The organism is Micromonospora sp. RL09-050-HVF-A (assembly GCF_019374995.1).
Taxonomy (GTDB): domain Bacteria; phylum Actinomycetota; class Actinomycetes; order Mycobacteriales; family Micromonosporaceae; genus Micromonospora; species Micromonospora antibiotica.
In genome coordinates, this window is the sequence record NZ_JAGKQP010000002.1 from 421,378 (window position 1) to 441,966 (window position 20,589).

Annotated in this window: 13 protein-coding genes and 1 pseudogene; 11 read left to right on the forward strand and 3 right to left on the reverse strand. The window is 72.6% G+C overall.

The window, feature by feature from the left end; genetic code table 11:
• The first annotated feature begins 8 nt into the window (after positions 1 to 8).
• The 3 genes from J7462_RS02140 to J7462_RS02150 all read left to right on the forward strand — a co-directional run bounded on the left by J7462_RS02140 (position 9) and on the right by J7462_RS02150 (position 4,979).
• Positions 9 to 1,430, forward strand: coding sequence for a bifunctional 2-polyprenyl-6-hydroxyphenol methylase/3-demethylubiquinol 3-O-methyltransferase UbiG (locus J7462_RS02140; protein WP_219461010.1), 1,422 nt, complete (start codon positions 9 to 11; stop codon positions 1,428 to 1,430).
• Positions 1,423 to 3,471: a sulfatase-like hydrolase/transferase gene (locus J7462_RS02145; protein WP_219461013.1), complete on the forward strand. Its 2,049-nt coding sequence runs from the start codon at positions 1,423 to 1,425 to the stop codon at positions 3,469 to 3,471. The genes J7462_RS02140 and J7462_RS02145 overlap by 8 nt, the downstream gene beginning before the upstream one ends.
• Positions 3,472 to 3,695: 224 nt before the next feature.
• Positions 3,696 to 4,979 (forward strand): citrate synthase, encoded by a 1,284-nt coding sequence (locus J7462_RS02150; protein ID WP_219461036.1) that lies wholly within the window; start codon positions 3,696 to 3,698, stop codon positions 4,977 to 4,979.
• Positions 4,980 to 5,064: 85 nt separating this feature from the next.
• On the opposite strand, the pseudogene J7462_RS02155 reads toward J7462_RS02150, so the two are convergent.
• Positions 5,065 to 6,470, reverse strand: a pseudogene (locus tag J7462_RS02155) (glycosyltransferase family 4 protein).
• A 325-nt stretch (positions 6,471 to 6,795) separates the two neighbouring features.
• Between J7462_RS02155 and glgX the strand changes: the two are divergent.
• From glgX to treZ, 3 genes are read left to right on the forward strand one after another with little or no spacing between them, the layout of a single operon-like run.
• A complete protein-coding gene (gene glgX, locus J7462_RS02160) occupies positions 6,796 to 8,916 on the forward strand; it encodes a glycogen debranching protein GlgX (protein ID WP_219461039.1) in 2,121 nt (706 codons plus the stop codon).
• Position 8,917: 1 nt separating this feature from the next.
• The gene (gene treY, locus J7462_RS02165; RefSeq protein WP_219461044.1) at positions 8,918 to 11,260 is read left to right on the forward strand and encodes a malto-oligosyltrehalose synthase; all 2,343 of its coding nucleotides are present in this window, start codon (positions 8,918 to 8,920) and stop codon (positions 11,258 to 11,260) included.
• A complete protein-coding gene (gene treZ, locus J7462_RS02170) occupies positions 11,257 to 12,990 on the forward strand; it encodes a malto-oligosyltrehalose trehalohydrolase (RefSeq protein WP_219461048.1) in 1,734 nt (577 codons plus the stop codon). The genes treY and treZ overlap by 4 nt, the downstream gene beginning before the upstream one ends.
• A 346-nt stretch (positions 12,991 to 13,336) precedes the next feature.
• On the opposite strand, the gene J7462_RS02175 is transcribed toward treZ, so the two are convergent.
• A complete protein-coding gene (locus J7462_RS02175; protein WP_219461053.1) occupies positions 13,337 to 13,573 on the reverse strand; it encodes a winged helix-turn-helix domain-containing protein in 237 nt (78 codons plus the stop codon).
• Positions 13,574 to 13,887: 314 nt separating this feature from the next.
• On the opposite strand from J7462_RS02175, the gene J7462_RS02180 reads away from it, so the two are divergent.
• Complete coding sequence (locus J7462_RS02180; RefSeq protein WP_308290698.1) at positions 13,888 to 15,069, forward strand: helix-turn-helix transcriptional regulator; 1,182 nt, start codon at positions 13,888 to 13,890, stop codon at positions 15,067 to 15,069.
• A gap of 193 nt (positions 15,070 to 15,262) precedes the next feature.
• Here J7462_RS02180 and J7462_RS02185 read toward each other — a convergent pair whose 3' ends face one another.
• Positions 15,263 to 16,885: a cellulose-binding domain-containing protein gene (locus J7462_RS02185; RefSeq protein WP_219461057.1), complete on the reverse strand. Its 1,623-nt coding sequence runs from the start codon at positions 16,883 to 16,885 to the stop codon at positions 15,263 to 15,265.
• 242 nt (positions 16,886 to 17,127) lie between these two features.
• On the opposite strand from J7462_RS02185, the gene J7462_RS02190 reads away from it, so the two are divergent.
• From J7462_RS02190 to J7462_RS02205, 4 genes are read left to right on the forward strand one after another with little or no spacing between them, the layout of a single operon-like run.
• On the forward strand, positions 17,128 to 18,054 hold the full coding sequence (locus J7462_RS02190) for a hypothetical protein (protein ID WP_219461060.1): 927 nt from the start codon (positions 17,128 to 17,130) through the stop codon (positions 18,052 to 18,054).
• Positions 18,051 to 18,509, forward strand: coding sequence for an ABA4-like family protein (locus J7462_RS02195; RefSeq protein WP_219461063.1), 459 nt, complete (start codon positions 18,051 to 18,053; stop codon positions 18,507 to 18,509). The genes J7462_RS02190 and J7462_RS02195 overlap by 4 nt, the downstream gene beginning before the upstream one ends.
• 52 nt (positions 18,510 to 18,561) lie before the next feature.
• Positions 18,562 to 19,815: a sensor histidine kinase gene (locus J7462_RS02200; protein ID WP_255597549.1), complete on the forward strand. Its 1,254-nt coding sequence runs from the start codon at positions 18,562 to 18,564 to the stop codon at positions 19,813 to 19,815.
• Positions 19,812 to 20,438: a response regulator transcription factor gene (locus J7462_RS02205; RefSeq protein ID WP_219461069.1), complete on the forward strand. Its 627-nt coding sequence runs from the start codon at positions 19,812 to 19,814 to the stop codon at positions 20,436 to 20,438. Before J7462_RS02200 ends, J7462_RS02205 begins: the two co-directional genes overlap by 4 nt.
• The last annotated feature ends 151 nt before the right edge of the window (positions 20,439 to 20,589 follow it).

The following is a 20,589-nucleotide window of genomic DNA, read 5'->3' on the forward strand; positions in this document are numbered from 1 at the left end:
GCGCACGGATGACCACCGCCGACCTCGGGATCCGGGCCGAACCCGGCTCCTTCCGCGACCCCGCCAATCGGGTCTTCCACCTGGGCGAACAGGTGCTGCGCGGGCTCGGCCCGCAGGGCACCGCCGACTGGCAGGCCCTTGCGGCCAGCGGGTTCTTCGCCGCGCTGCTCGCCGAGGGCAAGGTCTGCGCCACCTCGGCGGTGGACCCGGCGACGCTGCCGGACACCGGGTGGACCACGGTGCTGCGGCACGAGCGCATCCCGTTCGTCTCGCATCCGTACGAGTGGTCGTTCGGCATGTTGCGCGACGCCGCCCTGCTGCACCTGGAGATCCTGCGTCGGGCGCTGGAGGCGGGGTTCACCGTCAAGGACGGCTCGGCCTACAACCTCCAGTGGCGGGGGGCCACCCCGGTCTTCATCGACATCGGCTCGTTCGCGCCGCTGACCGAGGGCGAGCCGTGGGCCGGCTACCGGCAGTTCTGCCAGACCCTGCTCTATCCGCTGCTGCTTCAGGCCCATCTCGGGGTGGACTTCCAGCCCTGGCTGCGGGCCCGGGTCGACGGCATCACCCCCGACCAGCTCCGACCGTTGTTCCGGGGCGTGCGCCGGCTGCTGCCCGGGGTGCCCACGCACGTGCACCTGCACGGCGCGATGCAGGCCCGCAACGCCGACGCCAGCAGCAACGCCGTCGCCGCCCAGCTGCGCGACGCGGGCTACTCCCGCCAGCTGGCCCTGGCCACCGTACGACGGTTGACGCGGCTGGTCAGTCGGCTGGACCGTCGGGTGGCCGGCAGCCACTGGGTCGACTACCCGCGCACCTGCGGCTACACCACGGCGGACCGGGCGGCCAAGGAGAGCTTCGTCGAGGCGGCGGTGGCGGCGGGCGGCACCCCCCGGCTGGCGCTCGACCTGGGCGCCAACGACGGCCGGTACGCCCGGATCGCCGCCCGGCACGCCGCCCAGGTGGTCGCCGTCGAGCAGGACCCGGCCGTGGTCGACGCCCTCTACCGGGCGCTGCGTGCCGAGGGTGACCGGCGGATCCTGCCGCTGGTGATGGACCTGGCCGACCCGTCACCCGGCGGCGGCTGGCGGGGCGTGGAACGGGCCGGGTTCGCCGCCCGGGCCCACGCCGACGTGGTGCTCGCCCTCGCCGTCGTGCACCACCTGGCGATCGGCCACAACGTGCCGCTTCCCGAGGTGGTCGACCAGCTGGTCGGGTACGTCCGACCCGGTGGTCGGCTGGTGGTGGAGTTCGTCGATCCGCAGGACCCGATGGCGCGGCGGCTGCTGGCGAACAAGCCGGCCGGGATCTTCCCCGACTACCGGCGCGACGAGTTCACCCGGCTGCTGACCGCCCACTGCCGGATCGAGCGTCGGTGCGAACTGCCCTCCGGCACCCGGACGCTCTACCAGGTGGTGGTGGGTGACTGAGCCGACCCTCACCCGGACCGAGCCCGTCGCGCCGCCCGCGCCGGATGAGCGGAGCGCGCCGTCCACCCGCCGGGTCGAGCTGCGCCGGGCGGCGGAGCTGGTCGCCCTGGTCGGCCTGGTGGTCACCCAGCCGTTGCTCGACGTGCTCGGGCGCAGCCCCGACTTCTTCCTGTTCCACCGGGCCGGCAGCGGGGACGTGCTCGCGCTGGTGGCGTTGGTCGCGGTGGTGCCCGGCCTCGCCGTGGTACTGCTCGGGGCGGCGACCCGGCTGGCCGGGGCCCGGGTCCGGGCCGGTGCCCACACGGTGCTCGTCGGGCTGCTGCTGGCCGGGCTGGCCGTGCAGGTGGGCCGGCAGGTGACGGCGCTGCGGGGCGTACCGCTGGTGGTGGTGGCGGTGCTGGCCGGGGCAGCCGGGGCGGTGGCACACCGGCGCTGGTCGCTGCCCGGCCGGGTGTTGCGGGTGGCCGCCGTCGGACCGGTCGTCTTCGTCGGGTTGTTCCTGTTCGCATCGCCCGCCTCGGCGGTGGTGCTGCCCCGCGCGCACGAGGGTGCCGCCGGGGTCGCCGGCCCGGGCTCGCACCCGCCGGTCGTCATGATCGTCCTGGACGAGTTGCCGCTGGTGTCGCTGCTCGGTCCGGACGGACGGATCGACGCGGCCCGCTACCCGAACTTCGCCGAGCTGGCCGGCGGCTCCACCTGGTACCGCAACGCCACCGGCGTCAGCGGGTGGACGCCGTACGCGTTGCCGGCGATGTTGACCGGCCGCTACCCGTCGACCCCGGCCGCCCCGCACTACTCGCAGTACCCGGACAACCTGTTCACCGCCCTCGGCGGCCTGTACGACATCCGGGCCCAGGAGAGCATCACCCGGCTCTGCCCGCCCAGCCGCTGTGACCAGCCGGTCGCCCCCGAACAGGGGCTCGGCGTGCTGGTCCGGGAGAGCGGGGCGCTGCTGGGCCGCATCGCCGCCCCGGTGGACAGCCGGGTCGACCCGCAGGAGTCGTACCGGGAGCAGACCGCCGCCGAGGTGGGCCTGGACGCCGCCGAACCGGTCCCGGCCGACCCGAAGTTCCGTTGGGACAGCCTGAACGACAACCAGCCGGCCCGGTTCACCGCTTTCCTGGCCGGGCTGCGCCCGTCCGACCGGCCGACCCTGCACTTCCTGCACCTGCTGATGCCGCACGCCCCGTGGGTGTACCTGCCGTCCGGAGCGCGTTACGACGCACCGGACGACCTGCCCAACGACGGCGCGGGTTGGGCGGAACTGGCCCGGGCCCGGCACCTGGCCCAGTTGCGGTACACCGACCGGCTGGTCGGCGAGACGCTGCGCACCCTGCGCGCCTCCAGCCTGTACGACAGGTCGCTGGTCGTGCTCACCGCCGACCACGGGGTGAGTTTCGCCCCGGACTGGCAGGGGCGGGGGATGGGGGCCATCACGCACGCGCCCGGCGAGGTGGCCTGGGTGCCGCTGTTCGTCAAGGAGCCCGGTCAGCATGCCGGTCGGGTCGACGACCGCAACTGGGAGCACGTGGACCTGCTGCCCACCATCGCCGACGAGGTGCACGTCCGGGTCCCGTGGCGGCTCGACGGCCGGTCCGCGCAGCAGCCGCCCCGGGAGCGTGCCGAGAAGTTCTTCTACGACCAGCCCGGTGAGCGGGTGGTCCTTCCCGGCGGGGTGCCGGCCCGTCCCGCGCCGCCCGTCCCGCATCCGCTGGTCGGCACGACGGTGGGGGAGAAGCCGTCGGGTGGTACCGCCTCGGTGGCGCACCTGGGCGCGTTCGACCACGTCGATGCGGGGGCGGGGGAGCTGCCGGCCCTGGTGTGGGGGACCGTGCCCGGGCAGGTGCCCGACGGCACGCTGCTCGCGGTGGCCGTCAACGGCCGCATCGGCGCGGTCGTCCCGGTGGTGCACCCGGACCGGGGGGGTCGCCGGTTCGCCGCGTTCCTCCCCGACGACCGGCTGTTCCGGGCCGGGGCGAACCGGTTGGACATCTACCGGGTGGGCAGCGGCGGCGATCTGCGTCGATTGACCCTCTCCTAAGCTGTAGTGCAATTTCCTGGCATTTCGCCGCTTTTCTGCGTCCCGTCGCCGGTGTCCGGCTCCGGCCGTACCCCCGGGCCCGGCGGGGTTTCCGCGCCGCTGGGTCGGGAATCGGGTGACGCATACCTCACCGCAGAACCACGGGGGGCGGTATCCCCGCGACCGCGATTACGGTAAAAGCGAAGGCAATTCAACGAAGATTCGCCGGCGAAGCGAGGAACCACATGACGGAAGTCAAGCTCGACCACCCCGGTGGGCAGCTTTCGATGCCGGTGCAGGGCGCGGTCGAGGGCCCTGCGGGCATCGGGGTCAGTAAGTTGCTCAAGGAAACCGGGATGACAACATACGACCCCGGTTTCGTGAACACCGCATCCTGTTCTTCCGCGATCACCTACATCGACGGTGACGCGGGCATCCTGCGGTACCGCGGCTACCCGATCGATCAGCTGGCCGAGAAGTCCTCCTTCCTGGAGGTCTCCTACCTGCTCATCTACGGTGAGCTGCCGACCCAGCAGCAGCTGGGCGAATTCAGCGAGCGGATCCGGCGGCACTCCCTGCTGCACGAGGAGATGCGCCGGTTCTTCGACGGCTTCCCCCGGGACGCCCACCCGATGGCCGTGCTGTCCTCGGCGGTCAGCGCCATCTCCACCTTCTACCAGGACAGCCTGGACCCGTTCGACTCCGAGCACGTGGAGATGTCCACGGTCCGGCTGATGGCGAAGGTCCCCACCATCGCCTCGTACGCCTACAAGAAGTCCATCGGTCAGCCGCTGCTGTACCCGGACAACTCCCTGGGTTACGTGGAGAACTTCCTGCGGATGAACTTCGGCGTGCCCGCCGAGCCGTACGAGGTCGACCCGGTGGTGGCGCGGGTGTTGGACATGCTGTTCGTCCTGCACGCCGACCACGAGCAGAACTGCTCGACCTCCACCGTCCGGCTGGTCGGCTCCAGCAACGCCAACCTCTTCGCCTCGGTCTCGGCCGGGGTGAACGCCCTGTTCGGTCCGCTGCACGGCGGGGCGAACCAGGCCGTGCTGGAGATGCTGGAGAAGATCGAGGCCGACGGCGGTGACGTCGCGTCCTTCGTCCGCAAGGTCAAGGACAAGCAGGACGGCGTCAAGCTGATGGGCTTCGGGCACCGGGTCTACAAGAACTACGACCCCCGGGCCGCCATCGTCAAGAAGGCCGCCCAGGACGTGCTCGGCCGGATGGCCAAGCCGGACCCGCTGCTGGACATCGCGATGCAGCTGGAGGAGATCGCGCTCGCCGACGACTTCTTCGTGTCCCGCCGGCTCTACCCGAACGTGGACTTCTACACCGGGTTGATCTACAAGGCGATGGGCTTCCCGACCAAGATGTTCACGGTGCTGTTCGCGCTGGGCCGGCTGCCCGGCTGGATCGCCCAGTGGCGCGAGATGATCAGCGACCCGGAGACCAAGATCGGCCGGCCCCGGCAGGTCTACACGGGTGCGCCCGAGCGGGAGTTCACCGCGATCTCGCAGCGCTGACCCCGGTCACGACGAAGGCCGCCGACCCCGCTGGGGGTCGGCGGCCTTCTCGCGTACGGGAGACCGGGCGTCGGGGCCCGGTGGATCAGCGCAGGCCGGCGGCGACGAGCAGGTTGCCCGCCGGGATCGGGGCGGTGACCCGGCCGGTGGCCATCCGCTGCTCGGCCCGCTGCGCGGTGAACGCGGCGTCCCCGGCGATCGCCGAGGCGTACGCCGTCGCGGTGCGGGCGGCGATCGCCGACCAGCCGTACTGCTCGTGGACCATGGCGCGGGCCCGGCGGGCGAGCACCCGGGCGCGTTCCCGGTCCGACAGCAGTGCGTGCACGGCCTCGGTGAGGTCGGCCGGGTCCTCCGGGGCGAAGGTCATCCCGGTCACCCCCGGCTCGACGATCTCGGCCAGCCCGCCGGTCTCGGCGACCGCGAGCGGTGCGCCGGCCGCCGCGCCCTCCAGGGCGACCATCCCGAACGGCTCGTAGATGCTGGGCACCGCGAAACAGTCCGAGGCGGCCATCACGGCCGGCAGGTCGGTGCCGCCGAGGAAACCGGGCATGGCGACCGTGCCGCCCAACCCGAGCCGGCGCACCTCGGCCTCCAGCTCCGCCTTGTACGGCCCGTCGCCGACGATCACCGCGCGCAGGCCGGGGTGCCGCTCGCGCAGCCGGGCAGGCCGGCGAGGAGGTGCTGGACGCCCTTCTCGTAGACCAGCCGGCCGGCGAAGGTGACCAGCGGCCCGTCCCCGGCGAACCGGGCGCGGGCCGCGGTGACCGCCGAGGTCGGCACCTTCCACCGGTGCGGCTCGACCCCGTTGGGGACCACGTCGACCCGGGCGGTCGGCACGTCGAACAGCGCGCCCACCTCGTCGCGCATGTACCGGGAGCAGACGATGACCCGACCCGACTCGGCGGCCAGCCACTGCTCGACGCCGTGGATGGTCCGGTTCATCTCCCCCGGCAGCCAGCCCTGGTGCCGGCCGGCCTCGGTGGCGTGGATGGTGGTCACCAGCGGCACGTCCAGGTGGGCGCGCAACGTCATGGCGGTGTGCGCGACCAGCCAGTCGTGGGCGTGGATCACGTCGTACGCGCCGGACTCGGTGGCCCGCAGGGCGGCCCGGGTCAGGGTGTGGTTGAACGCCATCGTCCAGGCCAGCAGCGAGTCGGTGGCCAGCGGGAAGGTGACCGGGTCCTCGGCGGCCCGGACGATCCGCACGCCGTCGGCGTACTCCTCCAGCGCCGCGCCCTCGGTGTGCCGGGTGACGACGGTGACCTCGTGCCCGGCGGCGGCCAGGGCCACCGACAGGGCGTGCACGTGCCGGCCGAGCCCGCCCACCAGCACCGGCGGATACTCCCAGGAGAGCATTAGGATGCGCCGGGTGCGCGGGGGCACGCCGGAGCCGCCGCCCTGCTGGGGGAGCTGGGGCCGGAAGGTGGGGGTGGGCCGGCGGGTCCGGTCCACAGCGGTCGCGAGCTGGTCGCTGACCCGCAGGGTGGTCACATCAATCTCCGTCCATGCGCACGCGATCACGCCGGCAGCGGTGACGGCGGGAGGGGGCGGTGGTGGGTGTGGCCGAGGGCCGAGTGGCGACGTGCCCGCGCGGGCGCGTCGCGTCTAGCAAAGGGCATCGGGCGGCTCGGCGCATCTCGAAAGGGCCTATCGTGACGGACGACACCTGACGGTGGGTGATCCCTCGGACGGGTGGAAATCGGGTGCCGTCCGAACGGGTGGATTGGTCGGCCCGGCCACGGGGCATCAGTGGCGTGCGCATCGGCCGGTCCCCGACTCGGTAGGTGTGCTCATGATCATGGGCCGAAGGAGCGACATGCAGGTCTGGCCGGGTGAGCGTTATCCCCTGGGCGCCACCTACGACGGGATGGGCACCAACTTCGCGATCTTCTCGGAGGTCGCCGAGAAGATCGAGTTGTGCCTGTTCGACGAGTGGGACACCGGCGCGGAGCGCCGGGTCGAGCTGCGTGAGGTCGACGCGTACGTCTGGCACGCGTACATCCCCGGGATCGAGCCGGGCCAGCGGTACGGCTACCGGGTCCACGGCCCGTACGACCCCGCCAACGGTGTCCGGTGCAACCCGCACAAGCTGCTGCTCGACCCGTACGCCAAGGCGGTCGACGGGGAGGTCAGCTGGGACCCGGCGGTCTACGACTACGAGCTGGGCGGTGACCCGGACCGGATGTCGCAGACCGACTCGGCCCCGTTCATGCCCAAGTCGGTGGTGGTGAACCCGTACTTCGACTGGGGCAACGACCGGCCGCCGCGCATCCCCTACCACCACTCGGTGATCTACGAGGCACACGTGCGCGGGCTCACCATGCGCCACCCCGGCATCCCGGAGGAGCTGCGCGGCACCTACGCGGCGATCGCCTCCCCGGTGATGATCGACTACTTCCGGCAGCTCGGGGTGACCGCCATCGAGCTGATGCCGGTGCACGAGTTCGTGCACGACCACCGGCTGGCCGACCTCGGCATGCGCAACTACTGGGGTTACAACAGCATCGGCTTCTTCGCCCCGCACCACGGCTACTCCGCGCTGGGCCGCCTCGGCCAGCAGGTGCAGGAGTTCCGGGGCATGGTCAAGGCGCTGCACGCCGCCGGCATCGAGGTCATCCTCGACGTGGTCTACAACCACACCGCCGAGGGCAACCACCTGGGCCCGACGTTGAGCTTCAAGGGCGTCGACGCCCCCAGCTACTACCGGTTGTCCGAAGAGGACCGCCGGTACTTCGTCGACTACACCGGCACCGGCAACAGCCTCAACGTGCGCAGCCCGCACTCCCTCCAGCTGATCATGGATTCGCTGCGCTACTGGGTGACCGAGATGCACGTCGACGGGTTCCGCTTCGACCTCGCCGCCACCCTGGCCCGCGAGTTCTACGAAGTCGACCGGCTGTCCACGTTCTTCGAGGTGGTGCAGCAGGACCCGGTGGTCAGCCAGGTGAAGCTGATCGCCGAGCCGTGGGACGTCGGCCCCGGCGGCTACCAGGTCGGCAACTTCCCGCCACTGTGGACGGAGTGGAACGGCAAGTACCGCGACACGGTCCGCGACTTCTGGCGCGGCGAGCCGGCCACCCTGGCCGAGTTCGCCTCCCGCATCTCCGGCTCGGCCGACCTCTACCAGGACGACGGCCGCCGCCCCTTCCACAGCATCAACTTCGTCACCTGCCACGACGGGTTCACCCTCAACGACCTGGTGTCGTACAACGACAAGCACAACGAGGCCAACGGTGAGGAAAACCGCGACGGCGAGGGCCACAACCGGTCCTGGAACTGCGGCGTCGAGGGGGAGACCGACGACGCCGGCATCACCGCACTGCGGGCCCGGCAGCGCCGCAACTTCCTCGCCACCCTGATGCTCTCCCAGGGCGTGCCGATGCTCGGCCACGGCGACGAGCTGGGCCGTACCCAGCACGGCAACAACAACGCCTACTGCCAGGACAGCGAGCTGGCCTGGGTGGACTGGGAGCACGCCGACGACGACCTGCTGGCCTTCGTCCGGCGGCTCACCGACTTCCGCAACCGGCACCAGGTGTTCCGTCGCCGCCGGTTCTTCACCGGCCTGCCGGTGGGTGGCCGCAACGCCGAGGCGGGGTTGCCGGACCTGGCCTGGTACACCCCCGACGGCCGGGAGATGACCGGTGAGGACTGGGGCAACGACTTCGGCCGGTCGGTGGCCCTGTTCGTCAACGGCGACGGCATCCCCGAACGCGGCCAGTACGGCCAGCGGCACCGGGACTCCTCGTTCCTGCTCTGCTTCAACGCCCACGACGCGCCGCTGGACTTCACCCTGCCCGGTGCGGAGTTCGGGCAGCGCTGGGAGTTGGTGATCAGCACCGCGGAACCGGATCCGGAGAAGCCGACGGTGGTCGAGGCGGGCGGCGCGGTCTGCGTGCCGGACCGTTCCCTGGTGGTCCTGGAGAGGACGGTCTGACATGCCCGCTCAGCCCGCACCCGACTCGACGGCGACGGTCGGGTCGACCTACCGCGTCCAGGTCCGACCCGGGTTCGACCTGGACACCACCGCCGGGCTGGCCGACTGGCTCGCCGACCTGGGCGTCACCCACCTCTACACCGCGCCGCTGCTCACCGCGACCCCCGGCTCCGCGCACGGCTACGACGTGGTCGACCACCGCGCGGTCAACCCGGAGCTGGGCGGGGAGGCCGGCCGGCAGCGGCTGGTCCGGGCGTTGCGGGCGGCCGGGCTGGGACTGGTCGTCGACATCGTGCCCAACCACGTCGGGGTCGCCCAGCCGGCCGCCAACCCGGCCTGGTGGGACGTGCTGCGCCGGGGCCGGGACTCGGCGTACGCCGACTGGTTCGACGTCGACTGGGAGCGGGGGCGGCTGCTGCTGCCGGTGCTCGCCGACAGCCCCGACGCCCTCGACGACCTCAAGCTGGTCGACGGGGAACTGCGCTACCACGAGCACCGGTTCCCGGTCGCCGACGGCACCGCCGACGGCAGCCCCCGCGACGTGCACGACCGGCAGCACTACGAGCTGGTCTCCTGGCGGCGCGGCGACGCCGAGCTGACGTACCGCCGGTTCTTCGCCGTGTCCGACCTGGCCGGGCTGCGGGTGGAGGACCCGGCGGTCTTCGACGCCACCCACGCCGAGGTGCTGCGCTGGGTGGCCGCCGGTGAGGTCGACGGCATCCGCGTCGACCACCCCGACGGCCTGCGCGACCCGGCCGGCTACCTGACCCGGTTGCGGGCCGCCGCCCCGCACGCCTGGCTGGTGGTGGAGAAGATCCTGGAGTACGGCGAGGAGCTACCGGACTGGCCGGTCGACGGCACCACCGGCTACGACGCGCTGGCCGCGGTCTGCGGGCTGTTCGTCGACGGGCGGGCCGAGGGCGACTTCACCGCCCTCGACGCCCGGCTCACCGGCCGGCACACCTCGTGGCAGGACCTCACCCACACCACCAAGCTGGAAGCCGCCACCCGGCTGCTCGCCGCCGAGTTGGGCCGGCTCGCCTCCCTCGCCCCCGACCTCGACCGGGACGCCACCCGGGCGGCCCTGGCGGAGTTGGCCGCCTGCTTCCCGGTCTACCGGGGCTACCCGCCGCACGGGGCCCGGCACCTGGCCGCCGCCCGCGCCGAGGCGGGCCGCCGCCGGCCCGATCTCACCGCCACCCTCGACGCGGTGACCGCGCTGCTGCGCCGTCCCGAGCACGAGCTGGCCGCCCGGTTCCCGCAGCTCACCGGTGCGGTGATGGCCAAGGGGGTGGAGGACACCGCCTACTACCGGTGGAGCCGGTTCGTCGCGTTGAACGAGGTCGGTGGCTCGCCGGCCCACTTCGGGGTGCCGCCGGCGGAGTTCCACCGGTTCGCCGCCGCCCGGCAGGTCCGCTGGCCGACCAGCATGACCACGCTGTCCACCCACGACACCAAGCGTGGCGAGGACGTCCGGGCCCGGCTGGCCGTGCTCGCCGAGCTGCCGGCCCGTTGGGCGGAGCAGGTCGGTGACTGGATGGCCCGTGCGCCGCTGGCCGATCCGGCCTTCGCCCACCTGCTGTGGCAGACCGCCGTGGGTGCCTGGCCGATCGACCGGGAGCGGCTACACGCGTACGTGGAGAAGGCCGCCCGGGAGGCGTCGACCTCCACCAGCTGGGCCGACCCCGACCCGACCTTCGAACACGACCTGCACGCCCTGGTCGACCGGCTGTACGACGACCCGCTGCTGCACGACGAGGTCAGCGCGTTCGCCGCCGAGCTGACCCCGGCCGGCTGGTCCAACGCGCTCGGCCAGAAGCTGGTCCAGCTCGCCATGCCGGGGGTGCCCGACACCTACCAGGGCACCGAGTTGTGGGAGAACTCGCTGGTCGACCCGGACAACCGCCGCCCGGTCGACTTCGCCGTACGCCGGGAGCTGCTGGCCCGGCTCGACGCCGGCTGGCAACCGGCGGTGGCCGCCGACGGCGCGGCCAAGCTGCTGGTGGTCTCCCGCACGCTGCGGCTGCGCCGTGACCACCCGGAGCTGTTCGCCGGCTACCGGCCGGTGGCCGCGCACGGGCCGGCCGCCGCCCACGTGGTCGCCTTCGACCGGGGTGGTGTGATCGCGGTGGCGACCCGGCTGCCGGTGGGGCTGGCCCGCGACGGCGGCTGGCGTGACACCCGCCTGTCGATGCCCGGCAACAGTGTTACCGACGTGTTCACCGGACGGGTCTACAGTGGTTCTGAGCTGCTCCTTCATGATCTGCTGAGCACCTACCCCGTCGCGCTCCTCGCGCCCACCGCCCTGCTGGCTCCCACCGACCCCGTGGAGGCTGCCGCATGACCGAGTTCACCGTCTGGGCGCCCGACGTCGCCCGGGTCCGGCTGCACCTGCCCGGCGTCGCCGACCGCGACATGCGGGCCGGGCCGGACGGCTGGTGGCGGGTCGAGGTGCCCGCCGCCGGCCCCGGCACCGACTACGCGTTCCTGCTCGACGACGACGACACCCCGCTGCCCGACCCGCGCTCGGCCTGGCAGCCGACCGGGGTGCACGGGCCGAGCCGACGCTACGACCACGCCGCCTTCGCCTGGACCGACCAGGGCTGGCCCGGCCGGCAACTGCCCGGCAGCATCCTCTACGAGCTGCACGTCGGCACGTTCACCCCGGAGGGCACCTTCGACGCGGCGATCGACCGCCTCGACCACCTGGTCGACCTCGGCGTCGACCTGATCGAGTTGCTGCCGGTGAACGCCTTCAACGGCGAACACAACTGGGGCTACGACGGGGTGTGCTGGTTTGCCCCGCACCAACCCTACGGCGGGCCGGACGGGCTGAAACGCCTGGTCGACGCCGCCCACGCCAGGGGGCTGGGGGTGATCCTCGACGTCGTCTACAACCATTTCGGGCCCTCCGGGGCCTACGCGCCGAGGTTCGCGCCCTACCTGACCGAGCAGGACAACTCCTGGGGCCGCACGGTCAACCTCGACGGCCCGCACTCCGACGGGGTGCGCCGCTACATCGTCGACTCGGTGCTGATGTGGCTGCGCGACTACCACGTCGACGGCCTGCGGCTGGACGCCGTGCACGCGATGCCCGACTCCCGCGCGGTGCACGTCCTGGAGCAGGTGGCGGTCGAGGTGGAGGCGCTCGCCACCCACCTGGGCCGGCCGCTGTCGCTGATCGCCGAGTCCGACCTCAACGACCCCCGGCTGATCACCGCCCGGGAGGCGGGCGGCTACGGCCTGCACGCGCAGTGGAACGACGACGCCCACCACGCCCTGCACACCCTGCTCACCGGGGAGCGGCAGGGCTACTACGGCGACTTCGGCTCGCTGGAGTGCCTGACCGACGTGCTGACCGGGGCGTTCTTCCACGCCGGCACCTGGTCCAGCTTCCGCAACCGCAGCCACGGCCGGCCGGTGGACCGGCACGCCACCCCCGGGCACCGGTTCGTGGCGTACCTGCAGAACCACGACCAGATCGGCAACCGGGCCACCGGCGACCGGATCTCCGCCGGGTTGTCGCCCGCGCTGCTGCGGGTCGGGGCGATGCTGCTGCTGACCGCGCCGTTCACCCCGATGCTGTTCATGGGGGAGGAGTGGGCGGCCAGCACGCCGTGGCAGTTCTTCACCAGCCATCCGGAGCCGGAGCTGGCGGCGGCGGTCGCGACCGGCCGGCGGCGCGAGTTCGCCGCGCACGGCTGGCCGCCGGGCGACGTGCCCGACCCGCAGGACCCGCAGACCTTCCTGCGTTCCCGGCTCGACTGGGCCGAGCTGGACAAGCCCGAACACCGCGAGATGTACGACTTCTACCGGCGGCTGATCGCGCTGCGCAAGGCCCGCCCCGACCTGTCCGACCCCCGCCTGCACCAGGTGGAGGTACGCCACGGTGACGAGTTCCTGGTGGTCCGCCGGGGCGGATGCCTGGTGGTGGCGAACCTCGCCGGTCGACGCCAGCGGATCACCCTGCCCGGGGTGGCCCGCCGGGTGCTGCTCACCACCGGAGAGGGCGTCACGGTGATGCGCGACCGGGTGGAGCTGCCGGCGGAGACCGCCGCGATCGTGGCTCTCTGAGCGCCGCGCCCGGCTGTGCCACGGCTGGCTGTGCGCGGCAGCGGTCGTGGCCCGGGGTCATCTGCGCGGGCCCGCGCGTTTCTCGGGTGACACGGGCGGTGCGGCGGGTAGCGGCGGGCCGCTGCTGCCCGCTGCTGCCCGCGGCAGCATCGGGGATCGCGAGGGTGCATGTCCCCGCGAGGGGTCGTCACGCTGGGTCACGGGTGCGGCGGGAGCCAGTGTGCGCGCAGAGCAGTATGCCTGTCCGTCATATTTATGCCTGTGTGTCATAAGCCCGATCGGACCATGACACTCCAGACCCGACCTCGCGCCGCCCGCTGACGGGCGACGAGCATCAGCCCGCAGCTCAGGACTCCTCGAACAGCTTCCCGGTCACGTAAGTGCCCTTGCCCTGGCGTCCCTGAAGCTCGCCGGTGATCTGGAGATGTTCGATCGCCCGCCGCACCGTGCCGATGGAGCAGTCGTACCTCTCGGCAAGTTCAGGCAGCGACGGGAGTTTGTCGCCTTTCTTGAGCTGCCCCGAGGCGATCGACGTCCGGATGTCGTTGATGACCATCCGGAAGGTCGGGACGTAGCCACTCATGGAATTCAGTAGATCAGTCGGCCCAGCTAGCCATGTCCAGTATGTCTTTTGTTTCAACATTGCTTACACTGTCTACTCTGCTAGTAGAGTTGGACCCCGGTCAGTGATGAAGAGGGGTGTCATGCCGAGACGAAAGTGGTACCAGCATCCGGTCTATTCGGTTCAGGACGATCCGTCCCCTCCAAGGAACCGGGGTGAGCGGATTGATGCAGCTGAGCAGGAGGCGGCTCGGTGTCGCCTGCTCGCGCAGGCCGAGGCGGAGCGGGTACCCGTGGAGGACACGACGCGCGCCGTGCCGGATCGGCGGTGGCGGCGTGGGCTCTGAGGAACTGCCGGTCGGACGGCGGGTGGCGCGCTGGCGGGTACGGCGGCGGATGACCCAACAGATGCTCGCCGACCGGCTCGGCAAGTCGAAGAGCTGGGTGGACAAGGTCGAACGCGGGGTCCGCACGTTGGACAGGTACTCGGTCATCCAGGAGATCGCCGAGGTGCTGCGGGTCGATCCGGCGGTGCTGCTCGGCACCCGGCTGCCGTCGGCGGGCGGGACCGGCGTGGACGGGGTGGACGGGCTGCGCGCCGCCCTCGCCCGTTACGACGTCACGGTCGGGGTGGTGTCACCGGCGGAACTGCGGCGGCATGTCGGGCACGCCTGGTTGACCTATCAGCACGCGCACTACGCGCAGGTGCTGCGGGCACTGCCGGGGTTGCTCGACGCGGCCCGCAGCCGGCACTCGACCGCCCCGGAGGGCGCGGCGGAGGCGCTGGTGCAGACGTACCGGATCGCCTCGGCGGTGCTGGTGAAGCTCGGCGAGGCCGACCTCGGGTGGTTGGCCGCCGACCGGGCGGTGGCCGTGGCCGGCGACGACCCGGTACTGGCGGGTACGGCGGCGGTCGCGGTGGGGCAGGCGTTGCGGGCCCTGGGCCGTGGCCGGTTGGCGCTCGCGGTGGCCGTGGCCGCCGCGCGTCGCGTCGCCCCGAGGCCGGTACGCGACGCCCCGGCGGGCCGGCAGGCGCTCTGCGGGACGCTGCTGCTCCAGGCCGCCCTTGCCGCCGCCGAGCACGGCGACACCCACCGGGCCGACGAGCTGATCGACCTGACTGCCGGGATCGCCACCCGGGCCGGGAGCGGTGACGATCCGCACCGGATCTGCTTCGGGCCGGTCGCCGTCGAGCTGGCCCGGGTGGTGGCGGCGATCGAAGTGGGCGACGGTGGGGAGGCTGTCTACCGGCACGAGCAGGTGGTCCGTCGGGAGGGGTGGCAGCTGCTGCCGGCCGAGTACCGGGCCGCCTACCTGGTCGACGCCGCGCGGGCGTACCTCCAGGTCGGTGACCTGTTCGGGGCCGGTCGGGTGCTCGTCGACGCGGACGGCATCGCGCCGGCCGAGGTGCGCTGCCGGCCGGCGGCGCGTGCGGTGATCGCCGAGATCGCCCGGGGCCGGCCTACTGTGGCCGGTGTCGCGCGACTGGCCACGCTGGTCGGCCTCACGACCCGGTGACCGGTCGCCCTCCGCCTGCCCCGCCCGCCTGCCCCGCCCGGCCGGGTCCGCCGCCTCCGCCTGCCCGGCTTGCGGCCCGCCCTTGGCCGTCGCCGCCGACGGGCCGCAGGCCGCGCCGGCCGTGCCGACCGGGCTGCCCGTGGTGGTGGCCCGGCCGGTCGGACCGGCCGGGCCACCACCCGCAGGCCGGCGGTTACAGGGTGACCTGCCGGCCGCCGAGGGTCACCACGAGCCGCCCGTCGGAGGCGAAGGACCAACCGATCGCCCCGGTGTACGACGCGCAGCGGGAGCCGTTGGCGCCGTTCCAGAACTGGTTGGAGCTGTCGGCGTTGCCGACGATCTTGTCGTTCGAGCCGCTGCCGCTGCGGCACGAGGTGTTGCTCCGGAACACCGAGCTGCCACCGTCGAACGAGAAGTTGCGCTCGGTGTTGTCGATGCTCAGGTTGTTCGAGATCGACATCGAGCCGAGGTTGCGGTTGTAGGTGAACCCGTGCTTGCCGTTGCGGAAGGCGATGGTCCGCCGCACGACGTGGTTGACGCCGATGTCCTCGCCGCCGAGCTTGAAGCCGTTGCGGTCACCGTTGCCGTTCTGGGTGCCGTTGCTGAGCGTGCCGTTGTTGTAGGCGAGCGAGTCCTCGATGGTGACCACGCCGATCGGGCCGGTGTCGGTCTTGGTGTAGAGGTCCCACCCGTCGTCGATGTTGTTGTGCGACACCGCGTACCGGAAAATGTTGCCGCTGCCCACGGTGAGCTTGGCGGCGAAGCCGTCGGCGTCCTCCCCGTCGGAGTCGGCGTTGTCGTGCGACTCGGCGCTGAGCACCAGGTTGTTGGCAGGCCACTGGTCGCGCGGGGTGCTGGAGGCGATCCGGGAGAGTTGCAACCCGCTGTCGCGGTTGAAACGGGTGACCGTGCGCTCGATGATGTTGTTGCTGCCCCCGACGAAGATCCCGTTGTCGCCGGCCCGCTCGACGACGAGGCCCTGGACGTGCCAGTACGACCCGTTCAGCGCCAGTCCCCGGTTGGCCGGGTCCTCGCTCATCGCCGAGAAGTTCAGCACCGGCTTCTCACCCGGGTAGGCGAACAGCTTCTTGCGGGCGCTGGCGGTGCCGTTGTTGCCCGGTTCGATGGTCACGGTCTGCGCCAGGTTGTACGTCCCGGCGCGGACGTAGATCGTCCCGCCGGCGGTGACCCGGGTGATGGCCGAGGCGAGCGTGGTCGGGTTCGTCTGGGTGCCGGCCGCACCGGCGCTGCCGTTCGGTGCCACGTACAGCGTGCTGCCCGACGGCGGGGGTGTCGTGGGCGGTGGGGTGGTCGGCGGCGGCGTGGTGGGTGGGGGTGTGGTGGGCGGGGGTGTCGTCGGGGGCGCGCTGGTGGGGGTGCCGGTGGTGGGGGTGACGCCGCCGGTGCAGGCCACCCCGTTGACCGCGAAGTTCGTCGGGACCGGGTTGCTGCCGGTCCAGGTGCCGTTGAAACCGAACGAGACCGTGCCGTTGGTGGCGACCGCCCCGTTGTAACCGGCGTTCGCCGCGCTGACCGTGCTGCCGCTCTGGCTGAACGTGGCGTTCCACCCCTGGTCGACGCGCTGCCCGGCACCGAACGTCCAGGTGGTCGTCCAGGCGCTGAGCGGGTCGCCCAGATTGGTGAGGTTGACGCTCGCGGTGAAACCGCCGGACCACTGGGTGGACACCGTGTAGTCGATCCGGCAACCGGCGGCGGCCTGGGCGGCGTTCGCGGTGATCACGACTCCGGTCGCGGTGAGCGTCGTCGCCGCCACTGCGGACATCCACAGTGCCGTCCGACGCTGTCGGTAGATCATGGTCTTCTCCTGGGGGTTGGGGTACGAAGCCCGCCCTGCCCCGGGGCCGCTCCGGGAGGTGGTGGGTCGGCGCGTCAGTCGAGGTAAGCGCTTTCCAAGGTACTGAGCATCGTCTATGCCGTCAATCCGCCCGTCCGCCCCGGCACCCCTCCACCCTGGGGAGGAGGCGGCCTCCGACCGGGGGCCGTGACCGGGGCTTCCGGTCGGGCGCGGCCGGGCCGGCAGCCGGCGAGGCTCGACACATGACTGAACTGATGTCCCGGGCGGCCGGCCGGCACCGCCCCCTGATGGTGCTCAGCGTGGCGGCGGCGGTGCTCGCCGTCGTCACCGCCGTCGGTGTGGTCGTCGACGGGCGGGTGCTCACCGGCGTGCCGATCTGGCTCAAGCCGTTCAAGTTCTCGGTGTCCTTCGCGCTCTACGCCGCCACCCTCGCCTGGATGCTGGCGCAACTGCCGCGCCGCAGCCGGATCGCGGAGTGGTCGGCCGGCGTGGTGGTGGCGACGGCCCTGGCCGAGATGGTGGTGATCGTCGGGCAGGTGCTGCGCGGCACGACCAGCCACTACAACCAGACCACCCCGCTCAACGCCGCCCTCTGGCAGGTGATGGGAATAGCGATCATGGTGTTGTTCGCCGCGCACCTGATCGTCGCGGTGGTGCTGCTGGTACGGCGGCCCACCGACCGGGCCACCACCTGGGCGGTGGCTCTGGGGCTCGGCCTGTCCGCGCTGGGGATGCTGGCGGCGTTCCCGATGGTGGCCCAGGACCGGGCCGGGCCGGACGGGATCGCCGGGGCGCACAGCGTGGGCGTGCCGGACGGCGGGCCGGGCCTGCCGATCGTCGGGTGGAGCACCACCGGGGGCGACCTGCGGATCGGGCACTTCGTGGGGCTGCACGCCATGCAGGCGCTACCGATCCTGGCCTACCTGCTGCGCCGCTACCTGGGTCACTGGCTCGACGAGCGGAGCCGGGTCCGGCTGCTGGTCGTCGCGGGGGCCGGGTACGGCGTACTCACCGTGCTGTTGACCTGGCAGGCGCTGCGCGGGCAGCCGCTGCTGCGGCCGGACCTGGCCACCCTCACCGCGCTGGCCGCCCTGGCTGCGGCGACCACGGTCGCCGCGGTGGCGGTGGTGGCCCGGCGACGTCGCCCGGAACTGGCGCTGGCCGCGTGACCGCCACCTGGTTCACGCTGACCTTCGCGCTGGCCGCACCGTTCTGGGCGCTGATGATCCTGCTGCCGGGCTGGTCGTGGACCATCCGGATCGTCCGGTCGCCGTTGATCGTCCTGCCGGTCCTGGTGATCTACGCGGTGCTGGTGCTCCCGGCGCTCGGCGCGGTGCTCCCGGTGGTGACCTCGCCGACCCTGACCGGGGTACGGGACCTGTTCGGCACCGACGTCGGCGCGGCGGCAGCCTGGGCGCACCTGATCGGGTTCGACCTGTTCGTCGGCCGGTGGGCGTGGCTCGACAGCCGGGACCGTGCCGTGCCGGCGCTGATCATGGCCCCGGTGCTGGTGGCGACGATCCTGCTGGGACCCCTCGGCCTGGCCGGTTACCTGGTGCTGCGGACCCGCTGGACCCACCCGAGTGGGGCAGCTGCCGCTCCCACCTCCCGATCCGTAGGCTGACCCCGTGGGTTGGGTCGGGCGACTGTTCGACGCACGGGACACTCTCGTGCGGATGCTGCTGCTCGATCTCAGTGGCCTCGGTTACCTCGTCTTCGGCACGCAGGCCGGTAAGCCGCCCACCGACGCCCAGTGGGCGCTGGCGGTGGTCGCGTTCGCCGTCGCGTTGCTCGCACACCGCCAGCCCCTGGTGAACCTGACGGTGCAGACCGGACTGCTGGTGGTCGCGGTCGTGGCCCTCGACGACACCACCATCAACCAGGTCGGGGCCAGCTGGGCGCTGCTCGAACTGACCATGCGGTCCCGTCGGCCGCGTACCGGTTGGCTGGCCGCCGGCGGGCTGGCCGTGGTCACGGCGTTCGGCCCGTCCCCGTCGGGTCACGGGGCCCGGGGCATCGTCGGGACGGTGTTCGGGGTGCTGGTCTACGTCGGGCTGCCGCTGCTGGTCGGCACGGTGGTGCGTACCAACCGCGAACTCGCCCGGCAGGCCGAGGAACGGCTCCGGGCGGAACAGTTGCGACGCGAGTCGGACAACAGGGCGGCGCGCGCCGACGAACGCAGCGCCATCGCCCGCGAGCTGCACGACGTGGTCGCGCACCATGTGGCGTCGATGGTGCTGCGTGTCGGTGTCGCCCGGCACGTCCTGACCGACCTCGGCCCCGGGGTGGGCGCGGTCTTCGACGACGTGCACGCGACCGGGACGGCGGCGTTGGCCGACCTGCGGGGGCTGGTCGCGGTACTGCGTGATCCCGACGTGGCGCACGGGGACGCGGCACTGATCTCGATCGAGCCGGCGGCGTTGCCGACCGCGCTCGGCGCGGCGATCGACCGGGCCCGGCAGGCCGGGGTGACGGTGGAGGCGGAGGTCGATCCGGCGGTGGGCGCACTCGACGCGGTACGCGGGCTGGCGGTGCTCCGGTTGACCCAGGAGGCGCTGACGAACGTGGTGAAGCACGCCGGCACGTCCACGCGGGCACGGCTGTCGGTGTCGGTCGTCGAGGACGCCGTCCACTGGGAGGTGTCCGACGACGGTCGGGGCTGGGCTCCGGCGGCGGTGCCGCCCGGTGGTGGACACGGTCTCACCGGCATGCGGGAACGCGTGGAGGTCCTCGGTGGGCGGTTGGACGCCGGGCCGGCCGGCACCGGCTGGCGGGTCCGGACCGTGCTGCCTGCCGGTGCGTCCCCCACCGGGGCGTCGCCCGGTGCCGGTGCGTCGCCGGCCGGTGCGGGGACGCCTCGGGCCGGGTGGGCCGGCCCGGCGTCCCCGCCGCCCGGTTCCGCCGGGCCGTACGCGGCGGGGCCGGCGTGATCCGGGTGCTGCTGGTCGACGACCAGCACCTCATCCGTGCGGGCCTGCGCATGCTCTGCGAGGCACAACCCGACATCGAGGTCGTCGGGGAGGCCGACAACGGCCGCGACGCGGTCACCCTGGCCGCCCGGCTCGTCCCCGACGTCGTGGTGATGGACCTGCGGATGCCCGGTGTCGACGGGATCACCGCGACCGGGCGCATCCTCGCCGACCGGCCCGGCACCCGGGTGCTGGTGTTGACGACGTTCGGCGACGACGACCATCTCTATCCCGCCCTGACCGCCGGTGCCTGCGGGTTCCTGCTCAAGGACGCCCCGCCTGCCGACCTGGTCGACGGGGTCCGGCGGGCCGCCGCCGGAGCCAGCCCGTTCAGCGAAGAGGTGTTGCAGCGGTTGGTCGGTCGGGCGGTGCGGGCCCGCGTGCAGCCGCGCACACCGGTGACGGGCCTGACCGCCCGCGAGCGGGACGTCCTCGACCTGGTGGCCGAGGGGCTGTCCAACACCGAGATCGCCGACCGGCTGCACATCGGCGTGACCACCGTCAAGACCCACATCACCAGTCTGATGACCAAGACGGACAGCCCGAACCGGGTTCGCCTGGCGCTGTTCGCCCGAGGCGGCTGACCGGGCCCACCGGGGGCGGCTGACCGGGCTCCACCGGGGGCGGCTGACCGGGCCCACCGGGGGCGGCTGACCGGGCCGCCCGGCTGGGGTGGCTGCCTGTCGGCCCGGCTATCCTGCGCGACGCCGGGGGCGTCCCCGGCGAGGGCTCGGG